13 protein-coding genes are annotated in these 12,170 nt (G+C 53.9%); 6 read left to right on the top strand and 7 right to left on the bottom strand.

What is annotated here, in order from left to right:
* Positions 1-237 precede the first annotated feature (237 nt).
* From PXC00_RS05910 to PXC00_RS05895, 4 genes are all read left to right on the top strand, one after another.
* Complete coding sequence (locus tag PXC00_RS05910) at positions 238-2,172, top strand: aconitate hydratase (protein WP_275845800.1); 1,935 nt, start codon at positions 238-240, stop codon at positions 2,170-2,172.
* Entirely contained in the window at positions 2,169-2,891 is a 723-nt protein-coding gene (locus PXC00_RS05905; protein WP_275845799.1) for a TraX family protein, read from the top strand. Before PXC00_RS05910 ends, PXC00_RS05905 begins: the two co-directional genes overlap by 4 nt.
* Before the next feature lie 35 nt (positions 2,892-2,926).
* Positions 2,927-4,135: an NADP-dependent isocitrate dehydrogenase gene (locus tag PXC00_RS05900; protein ID WP_275845798.1), complete on the top strand. Its 1,209-nt coding sequence runs from the start codon at positions 2,927-2,929 to the stop codon at positions 4,133-4,135.
* Between the two features lie 78 nt (positions 4,136-4,213).
* Positions 4,214-4,879 (top strand): redox-sensing transcriptional repressor Rex, encoded by a 666-nt coding sequence (locus PXC00_RS05895; RefSeq protein WP_275845797.1) that lies wholly within the window; start codon positions 4,214-4,216, stop codon positions 4,877-4,879.
* 64 nt (positions 4,880-4,943) lie between these two features.
* On the opposite strand, the gene PXC00_RS05890 is transcribed toward PXC00_RS05895, so the two are convergent.
* The 3 genes from PXC00_RS05890 to PXC00_RS05880 all read right to left on the bottom strand — a co-directional run bounded on the left by PXC00_RS05890 (position 4,944) and on the right by PXC00_RS05880 (position 8,014).
* Positions 4,944-6,554 carry a CTP synthase gene (locus tag PXC00_RS05890; protein ID WP_275845796.1) on the bottom strand — a complete coding sequence of 537 codons (1,611 nt, stop codon included), beginning with the start codon at positions 6,552-6,554 and terminating at the stop codon, positions 4,944-4,946.
* 172 nt (positions 6,555-6,726) lie between these two features.
* Positions 6,727-7,047 (bottom strand): thioredoxin, encoded by a 321-nt coding sequence (gene trxA, locus PXC00_RS05885; protein ID WP_275845795.1) that lies wholly within the window; start codon positions 7,045-7,047, stop codon positions 6,727-6,729.
* Positions 7,048-7,102: 55 nt separating this feature from the next.
* Entirely contained in the window at positions 7,103-8,014 is a 912-nt protein-coding gene (locus PXC00_RS05880) for a peptidylprolyl isomerase (RefSeq protein WP_275845794.1), read from the bottom strand.
* A gap of 178 nt (positions 8,015-8,192) precedes the next feature.
* On the opposite strand from PXC00_RS05880, the gene PXC00_RS05875 reads away from it, so the two are divergent.
* Complete coding sequence (locus tag PXC00_RS05875; RefSeq protein WP_275845793.1) at positions 8,193-9,125, top strand: S1 RNA-binding domain-containing protein; 933 nt, start codon at positions 8,193-8,195, stop codon at positions 9,123-9,125.
* Here the strand turns inward: PXC00_RS05875 and PXC00_RS05870 are convergent.
* Together PXC00_RS05870 and PXC00_RS05865 are read right to left on the bottom strand one after the other, a co-directional pair.
* Positions 9,122-10,156 carry an ATP--guanido phosphotransferase gene (locus tag PXC00_RS05870; protein ID WP_275845792.1) on the bottom strand — a complete coding sequence of 345 codons (1,035 nt, stop codon included), beginning with the start codon at positions 10,154-10,156 and terminating at the stop codon, positions 9,122-9,124. The genes PXC00_RS05875 and PXC00_RS05870 overlap by 4 nt on opposite strands.
* On the bottom strand, positions 10,146-10,613 hold the full coding sequence (locus PXC00_RS05865; RefSeq protein ID WP_275845791.1) for a hypothetical protein: 468 nt from the start codon (positions 10,611-10,613) through the stop codon (positions 10,146-10,148). The genes PXC00_RS05870 and PXC00_RS05865 overlap by 11 nt, the downstream gene beginning before the upstream one ends.
* Positions 10,614-10,842: 229 nt before the next feature.
* Here PXC00_RS05865 and PXC00_RS05860 point away from each other — a divergent pair, with 229 nt between their 5' ends.
* Positions 10,843-10,980 carry a hypothetical protein gene (locus PXC00_RS05860; RefSeq protein WP_275845790.1) on the top strand — a complete coding sequence of 46 codons (138 nt, stop codon included), beginning with the start codon at positions 10,843-10,845 and terminating at the stop codon, positions 10,978-10,980.
* Between the two features lie 75 nt (positions 10,981-11,055).
* Here the strand turns inward: PXC00_RS05860 and PXC00_RS05855 are convergent, their stop codons facing one another.
* Together PXC00_RS05855 and PXC00_RS05850 are read right to left on the bottom strand one after the other, a co-directional pair.
* The gene (locus tag PXC00_RS05855; RefSeq protein WP_275845789.1) at positions 11,056-11,307 is read right to left on the bottom strand and encodes a TIGR03905 family TSCPD domain-containing protein; all 252 of its coding nucleotides are present in this window, start codon (positions 11,305-11,307) and stop codon (positions 11,056-11,058) included.
* A gap of 28 nt (positions 11,308-11,335) precedes the next feature.
* On the bottom strand, positions 11,336-12,169 hold the full coding sequence (locus tag PXC00_RS05850; protein ID WP_275845788.1) for a PHP domain-containing protein: 834 nt from the start codon (positions 12,167-12,169) through the stop codon (positions 11,336-11,338).
* Position 12,170 lies beyond the last annotated feature (1 nt).

The raw sequence follows: 12,170 nt of genomic DNA, 5'->3' as shown, positions 1-12,170 counted from the left end.
CAAAGCCGCGGGCACGGCGCCAACTGCAGGGCAGTACAAGTTTCAAAAACCGTTTTTCCATGCAATTTTCACAGGCTTCTCCTGCACATTCCATTTGTGAACGGATTGACAAAATATGATTTTTTATAGATAATAGATAAAAGCGTCTTTTTCAGGCATGCCGACTTTGCCGCACTGCATCCGCTTCTGTGGCGCCGAAGGGCAGTGCCTGCGCAAATAAAAGGGGGACTTCAAAAAATGGGACTGACCATTGCACAGAAGATCATTCGGGAGCACCTAGTTTCCGGCGAGATGACCGTTGGCAGCGACATCGGGCTGAAAATTGACCAGACACTGACACAGGATGCCACCGGCACCATGGCGTATCTGGAATTTGAAGCGATGGGCGTTGACCGCGTAAAAACCGAAAAAAGTGTCGCGTACATTGACCACAACACGCTGCAGACCGGCTTTGAAAATGCGGACGACCACCGCTTTATTCAAAGTGTTGCAAAAAAGCACGGCATCTGGTTTTCCCGCCCGGGCAACGGCATCTGCCATCAGGTGCACCTGGAGCGCTTTGGTATTCCGGGCAAAACCTTAATCGGTTCCGACAGCCACACCCCGACCGGCGGCGGTATCGGTATGCTCGCCATCGGCGCGGGCGGACTGGACGTTGCCGTGGCAATGGGCGGCGGCGCGTACCACATCAATATGCCGAAAATGCTGCGTGTCAACCTGACCGGACGGCTGCCCGCATGGGTCAGCGCCAAGGATGTGATTCTAAAAGTTCTGCAGGTGCTGACAGTCAAGGGCGGCGTCGGCAAAATCGTAGAGTACGCTGGCGAAGGCGTTGCCTCGCTGACAGTTCCGGAGCGGGCAACCATCACCAACATGGGCGCGGAGCTTGGTGCAACCACCAGCATTTTCCCCAGCGATACTGTTACACGCCAGTTTTTGGCGGCGCAGGGGCGCGAAGCGGACTGGAAACCCCTTTCCTCAGATGCGGACGCTGTTTATGACGAGGAAATCACCATTGACCTTTCCGCACTGGAACCCATGGCGGCCTGCCCCCACAGCCCAGACAATGTAAAAACTGTGCGGGAGTTGACCGGTATGAAAATCGACCAGGTCTGCATCGGCTCCTGTACAAATTCCTCTTATCTGGACATGATGCGTGTTGCATCCATTCTCAAAGGCAAAACCGCCGCCGATACCGTCAGCCTGGCAATTGCCCCCGGCAGCAAGCAGGTGTACAATATGCTGGCGAAAAACGGCGCACTGGGCGACATCATCGGCGCGGGCGCGCGGGTGCTGGAGTGTGCCTGCGGCCCCTGCATCGGCATGGGGCAGTCCCCAAACAGCGCCGGCATTTCCCTACGTACTTTTAACCGCAACTTTGAGGGGCGTTCCGGCACGGCAGACGGTCAGATCTTCCTGGTCAGTCCGGAAACCGCAGCAGCCAGTGCACTGACAGGTGTGCTGACCGACCCGCGCACCCTGGGCGATGAGGCTGCGATTCCCATGCCGAACGCTTTCCTTATCAATGACAACATGGTCATTGCACCTGCCACCCCGGAAGACGCAAAAAATGTCAAGATCCTGCGCGGCCCGAACATCAAGCCGTTTCCGACCACCACGCCGCTGGCAGACTCCATTTCCGCTAAGGCGCTGCTGAAAGTTGGCGACAATATCACCACGGACCACATTATGCCGGCAGGGGCCAAGATTTTGCCGTACCGCAGCAATATCCCCTACCTCTCTAATTTCTGCTTCACCGTATGTGACAAGGAATTTCCGGCACGTGCAAAGGAATACGGTAAGGGAATCATCGTCGGCGGACAGAACTACGGGCAGGGTTCCTCCCGTGAGCACGCCGCACTGGTGCCGCTGTATCTGGGCATTCAGGCGGTGCTGGTAAAAAGCTTCGCGCGGATTCACTGTGCAAATCTGGCCAACGCGGGTATTCTACCGCTTGTATTTGAAGCAGAAAGCGACTACGACCGCATTGACGAAATGGACGACCTTTCCCTGCCGCAGGTACGCACGGAACTGGAAAACGCACAGCCGATTACGGTAAAGAATGAAACCAAAGGCTTTACTTTCCGGGCAAAGGCTCAGCTCACAAACCGGCAGCGCGAAATGGTTTTGGCGGGTGGTCTGCTAAACTACACCAAGCAGCAAAACGGATGAAAACAGAAACTTTCTCAGCGCCTGCACAGCGCGGGCTGAGTGCCAGCGCCATCAAGTGGTTCGCCATTGCGTGTATGTTGATTGACCATATTGCATGGGCATTTGTTCCGACACTTTCGGCGGCAGGCTTTGCCCTGCACGCCTTCGGCCGTATCACGGCGCCCTGTATGTGCTTCTTTCTGGCAGAAGGCTATCACTACACGCACAATGTGCGCAAGTACCTGTTACGGCTCGGCGTTTTCGCACTGCTGTCGTGGCCCTGCTATTCCTATTTTGAAAGCGGCACACTGCGGCCTGAAACCGGAATGATCTGGACGCTGTTTTTTTCTCTGCTGGCAATTCTTTCCTATGACCGGATTCAAAACACCGCGCTGCGCGTTCTGGCGATTGCCGGCTGCATAGCCGCCACGCTTTTGGGCGACTGGCCGATTTTTGGCGTGGTGTTCACGCTGGTATTCTGGATCTACCGCGGTGATTTTAAAAAGCAGGCACTGGGATTTATTCTTTCCGCCCTAGTCTGTGCGGCATTTTTCTCCCAACTGCGGTCGATGCGGCTGTTTGCCATGCAGCTGTGCGTTTTGCTGGCGCTTTTCCCACTCGCCCTGTACAACGGCAGGCGCGGCGGCGAGACACATCCGCGGCTGAACAAATGGGCTTTTTACATTTTTTATCCCGTCCATCTGTTGCTGCTTGGTCTGCTCGAATTTCCAATTTCTTAAACTTCGGCAATTTTGATTCATGGAGGTACCCTTAAATGGATAAAATACAAATGAAAACGCCGCTGGTCGAAATGGACGGCGACGAAATGACCCGCATCCTCTGGAAAATGATCAAGGAAATTCTGTTGGAGCCTTATGTTGACCTGAAAACGGAATACTACGACCTAGGGCTTAAGCACCGCGACGAAACTGCGGACAAGGTAACTGTGGAAGCTGCGCAGGCAACCAAAAAATACGGCGTTGGCGTTAAATGCGCAACCATTACGCCAAACGCCGCCCGCGTCAAAGAATACAACCTGCACCAGATGTGGAAAAGCCCGAACGGAACCATCCGCGCCATTCTGGACGGCACCGTGTTTCGTGCGCCGATTCTGGTAAAGGGAGTTACACCGTTCCTCCCAAGCTGGAAAAAGCCGATCACGATTGCCCGCCACGCTTACGGTGATCTCTATAAAAACGTGGAAATGACCGTACTCGCCGGCGCAAAAGCAGAACTGGTCGTAACGGACAAAGACGGTCGGGAAACCCGTCAGACCATTCATACCTTTGATGGCGCAGGCATCGTGCAGGGGCAGCACAACCTGGATGCTTCCATCGCCTCTTTCGCGCACGCCTGCTTCGACTATGCATTGACCACCAAGCAGGATTTGTGGTTTTCCTCCAAAGACACCATCTCCAAAAAATACGACCATCGATTTAAGGATATTTTCCAGGAAATCTTTGAAACGGAGTATCAGGAAAAGTTTAAAAACGCCGGCATTACGTACTTCTACACGCTGATTGATGATGCCGTTGCGCGTGTCATCCGCAGTGAGGGTGGCTACATCTGGGCGTGCAAGAACTACGACGGCGATGTCATGAGCGACATGGTGGCAACAGCCTTCGGCAGTTTGGCCATGATGACGAGCGTTCTGGTTTCCCCTGCCGGTGTTTACGAATATGAAGCCGCACACGGCACCGTGCAGCGTCACTACTATAAATACCTCAAGGGCGAGCCAACCAGCACCAACAGCATTGCCACGCTCTTTGCCTGGAGCGGTGCACTGAAAAAGCGCGGAGAACTGGACGCACTGCCCCGACTGCAGGCGTTTGGTGAAAAGTTGGAGAAAGCCGCGCTGCAGACCATTGCCGACGGTGTAATGACGGGCGACCTCTATCAGCTTTCCAGCCTGCCAACCAAGCGCAAAGCCGACACGGAAACCTTTCTGAAAGAAATTGCAGCGCGCCTGGAGCCGCTGCTGTGATTTGATTTTAAAATTGCGTGCATACGGACGCAGGCCTTTGGGGCAGCAGCCGCTGCTTCGCAGAAAGAAGGATTGTTCATGCCCAAACGTGAAAATATTTCGATGTCTGTTATCCGACGCCTGCCGCGGTACTACCGCTTTCTGAATCAGCTGAAGCGCGACGGTGTCACCCGCATTTCCTCTACGGAGCTTTCCGGAAAGCTGGGCTTGACCGCTTCGCAAATTCGGCAGGACTTAAACTGCTTCGGTGGTTTCGGTCAGCAGGGATACGGCTACATTGTCGAGCAGCTTGCCGCAGAAATCGGCCATATCCTCGGGGTAGAGCATAACTACCGCACCGTGCTGTTCGGCGCCGGCAATCTGGGGCGCGCCATCGCCGCGCACATGAACTTTGAGCAGCTCGGATTTGAACTAATCGGTATTTTTGATGACGCGCCGCAGAAAATCGGTACGGTGATTCGTGGAATGGAAGTTTTGAACACCGCTTGCTTTGAAAATTTCTGCAAAGAGAAAAAGCCTGAAATGGCCGTCCTCTGCATTCCGCGCACTGCTGTGGAAGCAACGGTTGACCGGCTTTATCCACTGGGGATTCACAACTACTGGAACTTCAGCCATTACGACATCAACATGAAGTATCCGAATGCGGTTGTAGAAAACGTACATCTGAATGACAGCCTGCTGACGCTGTGCTACTGCATCAGCAACGCACCGGAAGCTCAAAAACCCCAAAAAGTGCAAATATAAAAATCCAGCCGGATTCGGGAAGCTCCCGTAACGGCTGGATTTTTTCTGTGTCAAAACCGACACGTCATTTTTTTTCTGCCTGATATGCCTTTGCTGCCCCCACCAGACCTTTAAACAGCGGATGCGGGCGGTTTGGGCGGGACTTAAATTCTGGATGAAATTGGCTGCCGATAAAGAACGGATTGGCGTCTACTTCCATCATCTCTACAATGCGGTCATCCGGGCTCTTGCCGGCGAAGGTTACACCCGCTTCTTCCATACGGCTGCGGTACTCGTTGTTAACTTCAAAGCGGTGACGATGGCGCTCGTAAACCAGAGGCTCCTGGTTGTAAAGCCGCCACGCCAGCGTGCCGGAGGTAAGCTTGCACGGATATTTGCCCAGGCGCATGGTGCCGCCCAACTGCTCTACGTCCTTCTGCTCCGGCATCAGGTCAATGACATGATTTTTGCTCTGTGGATCAAACTCTGCCGAATTCGCGTCCGCAATTCCCATCACGTTGCGTGCGTACTCCACAATGCAGAGCTGCATACCCAAGCAGATGCCCAGCAGCGGCACCCGATTGACACGCGCCCAATGAATCGCGGTGATCATGCCCTCAATGCCGCGCTCGCCAAAGCCGCCCGGCACCAAAACACCGTCTGCGTCTTTCAGAATATCCGCCACATTCTCCGGCGTGATTTTTTCGGAGTCAATCCACTGCACATTGACCTTGACATTGTTGCCAATCCCGCCATGCGTGAGCGCTTCTGCAACGCTGAGATAGGCATCATGCAGTTCCACATACTTGCCAACCAGAGCAATGTTGACACTGTCGGTCATAGAAAGCGCCGTGTGCACCATGCTGATCCAGTCCGCAAGATCCGGCCCGCGCGTATCCAGCGCCAGGCGACGGCAGACAATTTCGTCTAGCTTTTCATCGCGCAGCGCAAGCGGAACTTCATATAAAAGCGGCAAGTCCAGGTTCTCAATCACGCAGTCTTCACGCACATTGCAGAACAGCGCGATTTTCTTTTTGATATCCTCGCCGATTTTCTTTTCGGAGCGCAGCACAATCACATCCGGCTGAATGCCGATAGAAAGCAGCTCCTTAACGCTGTGCTGCGTTGGTTTAGATTTATGCTCATGGGAACAGTTCAGATATGGAACCAGCGTAACATGGATGAACATACAGTTTTCGCGGCCCTCTTCGGTTGCAAACTGGCGAATGGCCTCCAAAAAAGGCTGACTTTCGATATCGCCGACAGTACCGCCAACTTCGATGATTGCCACATCAACGTTGTCCCGCGCGGCAGAAATGCGCTCCTTAATTTCGTTGGTGATGTGCGGAATAACCTGTACGGTGCCCCCGCCGTAGTCACCGTTGCGCTCTTTCTGAATCACGTTGTAGTAAATACGTCCGGAGGTAACATTGCTGTTCTGCGTCAGGCTTTCGTCAATAAACCGCTCGTAGTGCCCCAAATCCAAATCAGTTTCCGCGCCGTCATCCGTCACGAAAACTTCACCATGCTGAAACGGATTCATGGTACCTGGGTCCACATTCAGGTAAGGGTCAAATTTCTGCATGGTAACACGCAGACCGCGCGCTTTCAGTAAACGGCCAAGGGAAGCAGCTGTAATTCCCTTTCCCAATCCTGAAACGACACCGCCTGTGACAAAGATATATTTTGCTGCCATAACATCCTCCATACGCATAAGATTTCTCTCTTTTTTGCCTGCTCCCGACAAAAAACAATTGTTTTAATGATAGCACTTCATCTAGATGCTTGTCAAGGAAAAGCCGCTGCTACAGAAAGATGCCCGCGCCAAAGTTTTGCTCTGTCGCGGGCATCTTTCTGTATTTTCTACGTTATAAAACCGCATCCAACATTTTACGGTAGTCATCAACCGGCATAGCGCCAACCTTGCTGTCCACCGGACTGCCGTCACGGAAAACAAAAACTGTTGGGATGCTCATTACGGCAAATTTCGCCGCAAGATCCTGGTTTTTGTCCACATCCACTTTCATAACCGCCACACGCCCATCGTACTCCTGCGCAAGCTGTTCGATGACCGGCCCAAGCATTTTGCAGGGACCGCACCAGGTTGCCCAAAAATCGCAAAGGACAACCTTGTTCTCTTTCAGCGTTTTGTCAAACACAGCTTCATCTGCATGAATTAATTCCGCCATTTATGATCCTTCCCTTCCGCTTTCAGTATTTCCGTATTCCAAACACAGCATACCATTATCCCGCATATTTTTCAAGTGTTGCTTTGACAATTTTTACCGTAGAAAGCGGCTTGTCTGCACTGTCTACTTTCACTGCTGCAATTTTGTCCACAATGTCCAACCCTTCGTAAACCTGACCGAACACAGAGTGACCGCGCGGCGGTGTAAAGGCATTGTAGGCACCGTCCAAATTCGGGTTTCCGCCCTGTTTTTCGTAAAGGGCTTTGTAAGCATCGGTCAGTTTGTTTGGGTCCAGAATCGAGTAATACTGCGAACTGTTTGCAAACTGTGACCACTCGCTCTTATCATAAGACTCCAGCTGTTTGTACATACTTGCAACCTGATCCCAGCGGGTACTTTCAACTTTGGGCGCCTGGTTAATAAAGAACTGGCTGCCGTTTGTGTTGTACCCACTGTTTGCCATGGCAAGGGAACCACGCAGATTGACCAAATTGGCATTAAACTCATCGGAAAAATTTTCGTTCCAAATGCTGTCACCGCCGCTGCCGGTAGCGGTGGGGTCGCCGGACTGAATCATAAAATCCTTAATGACACGGTGAAAGGTCACACCGTTGTAATATCCTTTTTTAATCAACCCTTTAAAATTCTCCACGGTTTTCGGCGCAGCCTCCGGAAACAGACGTACCTTGATGGTGCCCAGACTGGTCTGCAGAACCGCAACTTCTTCTCCTACCGCAGGTTTTTCCAGCTGATAGCCCAGTTTCTTTCCGTCATCCGGCCGAACAGCGGACTCGGAGGAAGTATCGCTGCCGGACGCCGCCGACTGTGCGGAAGCCGCACTGCTTGCTGCCTGGCTGTCCGTATCTGCCGCAGACGAAGCACCGCCGGCAGACGAGCCGCAGCCCGCAACAGCCAGCGCAACTGCCAAAGCCAGCGCGGCGGCTGTCAATCTCTTTTTTAACTGCATCTTTTTTAACGCATCCTTCTTTCATGATTCTGCGGAAGCAGAACCGTTTTCTGCAAACGAAACACAGATAAAATTTATTGTACAGAATTCTTTCCGGTAATGCAAGTCCTGTCCATCGGTATTCGCAGACTTTCTGCTGCATATAAGTAAAAAGTATCGGCAAAAAGGAGGTAGTCAAATGTTTGGATATGAACCCGAGGGCTGGCGGCTGGAGCAAGCGGAAAACCGCGCGGCACTGCGAACCCCCGCAGCGCTGGCACAGGCGGCGCGAGCCGGTCAAATTTTAGAAAGCCGTGCAATTCTGTGTGACAGCGAGCACAATCTGGTGGTGAATCTCGGCTGTATGCAGGGCATCATTCCCCGGGAAGAGGGTGCCATGGGAATCCGCGAAGGCACTGTGCGCGACATCGCGCTGCTTTCCCGCGTTAACCGGCCGGTCTGCTTTTACATAACCGGATTTTCAGAAGAAAACGGGCACACCACCGCACTGCTTTCCCGCCGCGCCGCACAGGAAGCCTGTTGGCGGGACTACTTGAGCAAGCTGATTCCGGGGGATGTGCTGGACGCACGTATCACCCATCTGGAGCCTTTCGGCGCGTTTGTCGACATCGGCTGCGGCATTGTGGCTCTGATGCCGATTGATGCCATCAGTGTTTCGCGCATAGAGCACCCACGGCAGCGCTTCACCACCGGTATGGACATCCGCGCAGTTGTACGCAGCATTGAAGGGCGGCGCATCACGCTAAGTCAGCGGGAACTGCTGGGCACCTGGGAAGAAAACGCCGCGCATTTTCACAGTGGTGAAACCGTTGGCGGCATTGTGCGCAGCATTGAACCTTACGGCATTTTTGTGGAGCTTACCCCAAACCTCGCGGGACTTGCCGAATGCCGCGAAAGCGTGACGACTGGCCAGCAGGCGAGTGTTTACATCAAAAGCATTCTGCCGGCGCGCATGAAAGTCAAATTAGTCATTATCGATACCTTTGACTTAAAAAGCAAACCAGAACCACCGCACTACTACTTTACCGGCGACCACATGGATCACTTCCTGTACTCGCCGCCCGAGAGCAGCAAAATCATCGAAACCGTTTTTACAAAAGAGGAAAACTAGAGCCGCTGCGCAGCCGAAAGCGCACCGCTGACCAGCTGCGCGCGGCGTGTCTGGCGCTGCTGCGGGTCCAGCGCCTTGCCTGCGCGCAGCACCATTGTGGCAGGCTGCACGGCGAACAGCAGCGTATCCATCTGCTCCGGCCGCAGACCATGAACCAAGCCGGCACACAGCCCCATGCGCACATTGGCATAAAGGTGCAGAAATTCGCCGAACTCCAGCATACGAGCACCAACCATCACCGCAAGCCCGCGCGAAACCGCATCCTGTGCTTCGACCGTTGCCAGCAGTTCCGTCCGCGCGCGCCGCTCCCGCTCAATCAGTTGGCTGCCGATAGACTGCAGATTTTCGACCGCGTTTTTTTCGCTGATGCCCAGCGTAATGCGATTTGCCAATTCAAACACAGCACCGGCAGTCTCCACTGCACCATCGAACACGCCACGCAGGGAAAAACCAAGCTGCGCAACGTCGCTGGAAAGCCGTTCCACAGCTCCTCCCTGCTGCAGCGCGGGCAAATGCAGCAGCAAAGCGGGCACCATGCCGGTGCCCAAGTCCGTCAGACTTTGTGTCAAATAGCCGATATCCCCATGAAATGCATAGCGAAGCACACGGTCCAGCATGGTGTCGAGCGTGTCCGCCGCGGACAGCGCGCTGCCGGGCTGGCACCCCGGCAGGACAAGCTGCAGGCGCACATGGTCGGCACCATTCACCATAATGCTCACATGCTCATCTGCTGTATAAAACAGTGTGCGCCCCGCTGGTTTCGCAATAAACTCCGGTGTGCAGAGTTGCCGCTCTACAAAGGAAACCCGCGCTGTTTCGCCTAAATCCTCCAGATCCGCACACAGAAAAGCACCAGCGGCATTGGGCACCCCGCACAGCGCCTTTTCAACGCGCAGACGGCTGCGCTCTTTGTCAGAGCGCGACATTCGCGCTGGGAATGGCAAATCTGCCAGATTGCGCATCATGCAAACACAGGAACCAAGCACCACGTCGCTGTCCGGTCCGGTGCTTTCGTACCATTTATGGCTCATCCGAAGAACCTCCTCCCAAACGGCGCAGGCTCTCCTGCAAAAGCAGTGTCTGCCGTTCTTCCTTTTCCTGCTCAACAGCCTGACGCAGCACCTCCTGCATCAAAACCAGCTGGCTTTGCGGCTGGGGTTGGGGCAGGTTTTCTCCCGGTGTTTTGCCGCAGTGAATATCGCTGCCATACAGCCGCTGCACAATGGGCAGCAGCCGGTCGGCAAATGTTTCATAGCAGCGGGCGCAGCCCACCCTATTTGTCCGCGCGATTTCCTCAAAGGTCGCGCCGCACTGGGGGCAGCGCTCGCCTTCCGGCTCCGACTGCTCCTCTCCGAGGAAGTCACTGAAAACGCTGCCAAAGCCGCGGTCCAGCCCGCTGAGCAGCGTGGTGTAACCCAGCCGGTGCGCACAGGCCGCACAAAGAGCATACTCTGTGAGGCGGCCGTTTACAATTGTTTTTATCTTCATCGTTGCGGGATTTTCCCCGCAGGACTGGCATATCATACGAATCCGTCCTTTCCGGCATAAACTGAACAGCAGCGCAAAGCACGCTGCCATCCCGCAGTTTCAGAATACCACAGGTTTATGAAATAGTTGTGAAAAAGCAGCCGTTTAATCCTTTTGAAAAAAGTTTCTCACACATTTGGACTTTCTGCAATATACTGGACTGTAACAACAAACAAGGAGGCATTTCAATATGTGTAACAATGGTTGTGGCAACAGCAGCGGCTGCTGGATCATCCTGATTATCATCCTCATCCTTTGCTGCTGCGGTGGTTGGGGCAACAACAGCAGCTGCGACGGCTGCGGATGCAACAATGGCTGCGGATGCTAAAAAACAGTCTGTAAATAAGGCTTCATAGATGGAAGGGCTGCGGGAACACCCGCAGCCCTTCCATTGTCCTGCTGTTTACCGGTGCAGGGCTTCCCGCAGTGCCTGCGCCAACTGATCCGGGCAGGAAGTCGACTTACTGCCGCAGCGAATCCCGCTGCATCTGCGAATCACTTCGTCTGCCTTCATGCCCTTTACCAGGGCGCTGATGCCCTTTAGGTTGCCGTCGCAGCCGCCGATAACCTGAACATTCTGAACCACATCGCCGTCCAACTGCAGGCGAATTTCGCGGGAGCAGGTTCCCTTTGTCTTGTAACGATATTCTTCCATGGTCAATCCCTCCAAACGCAAACTATGTTTAAGCGCTTTGCGCCATACGTTTCATAAGACTCAGCTGTGCCTCGTCCGTTGTACAACTGCCAAGCGGCTTCATCTGCTGGGAATACATCCCGTGAAAGTCCGAGCCGCCGGTCATAATCAGCCCGTACTGCTTTGCAAGCGCGCAGAAACATTTTTCATCTTCCGGCACACTGCGCGGATGGGAAACCTCGATGCCATCAATCAAGCGGGACGAGCACAACTCCAGCAAAAGATCGTAGCTGTCATACTCCGCCGGATGTGCCAAAACCGCCAGACCGCCCGCCTCGTGAATCTGGCGAATAACATCCCGTGTTTCCGGATACTTCACCGGTACATAGGCGACTCCTTCGTGTGGGGAAAATAGCCGGTCATACAAATCCCCGTAAATGGAATCTGCATAACCGGCATCCATCAGTGCGTGCATGATGTGCTGCTTGTAAATATTGGTGCTCCCCTGTGCCCGGTGGGTAATCATCTCTACCGGCAGGCGGTACAGCCGCAAGACCTTCTGCAGCATGACCAATGTTGCACGCTTTCGTGTTTCCGCAATGCTGTGGCACAGCCCCAGCAGTCTGTCGGGGTGCGGACAGCAGTAGCAGAGAATATGCGCTTTGCGCCCCGTTTTACCGTCTGTAGTGGAAAATTCCGCGCCCGGAATCACCTCAACGCCCTTTCTTTTTCCGTAAATCACCGCCCGACCGGCACCGGCAAAAGTATCATGGTCCGTTACCGCAATGGTGTCCAGTCCGCGCTTTTTCGCCAGCATCACCAGTTCCTCAATACTTAATGTGCCATCTGACATTTTTGTGTGGCAATGCAAATCCGCCGCCAAA

Source organism: Caproicibacterium argilliputei (assembly GCF_029211325.2).
Taxonomy (GTDB): Bacteria; Bacillota; Clostridia; order Oscillospirales; family Acutalibacteraceae; genus Caproicibacterium; species Caproicibacterium argilliputei.
This window is presented reverse-complemented; position numbering and strand designations above follow the sequence as displayed.

Excerpts from the sequence above, each read along its gene's own strand:
- PXC00_RS05875 (WP_275845793.1), top strand. The coding sequence starts at position 8,193 with ATGTTTGGATATGAACCCGAGGGCTGGCGGCTGGAGCAAGCGGAAAAC.
- PXC00_RS05860 (WP_275845790.1), top strand. The coding sequence starts at position 10,843 with ATGTGTAACAATGGTTGTGGCAACAGCAGCGGCTGCTGGATCATCCTG.
- trxA (WP_275845795.1), bottom strand. The coding sequence starts at position 7,047 with ATGGCGGAATTAATTCATGCAGATGAAGCTGTGTTTGACAAAACGCTG.
- PXC00_RS05905 (WP_275845799.1), top strand. The coding sequence starts at position 2,169 with ATGAAAACAGAAACTTTCTCAGCGCCTGCACAGCGCGGGCTGAGTGCC.
- PXC00_RS05895 (WP_275845797.1), top strand. The coding sequence starts at position 4,214 with ATGCCCAAACGTGAAAATATTTCGATGTCTGTTATCCGACGCCTGCCG.
- PXC00_RS05890 (WP_275845796.1), bottom strand. The coding sequence starts at position 6,554 with ATGGCAGCAAAATATATCTTTGTCACAGGCGGTGTCGTTTCAGGATTG.
- PXC00_RS05865 (WP_275845791.1), bottom strand. The coding sequence starts at position 10,613 with ATGAAGATAAAAACAATTGTAAACGGCCGCCTCACAGAGTATGCTCTT.
- PXC00_RS05880 (WP_275845794.1), bottom strand. The coding sequence starts at position 8,014 with ATGCAGTTAAAAAAGAGATTGACAGCCGCCGCGCTGGCTTTGGCAGTT.
- PXC00_RS05870 (WP_275845792.1), bottom strand. The coding sequence starts at position 10,156 with ATGAGCCATAAATGGTACGAAAGCACCGGACCGGACAGCGACGTGGTG.
- PXC00_RS05855 (WP_275845789.1), bottom strand. The coding sequence starts at position 11,307 with ATGGAAGAATATCGTTACAAGACAAAGGGAACCTGCTCCCGCGAAATT.
- PXC00_RS05910 (WP_275845800.1), top strand. The coding sequence starts at position 238 with ATGGGACTGACCATTGCACAGAAGATCATTCGGGAGCACCTAGTTTCC.
- PXC00_RS05900 (WP_275845798.1), top strand. The coding sequence starts at position 2,927 with ATGGATAAAATACAAATGAAAACGCCGCTGGTCGAAATGGACGGCGAC.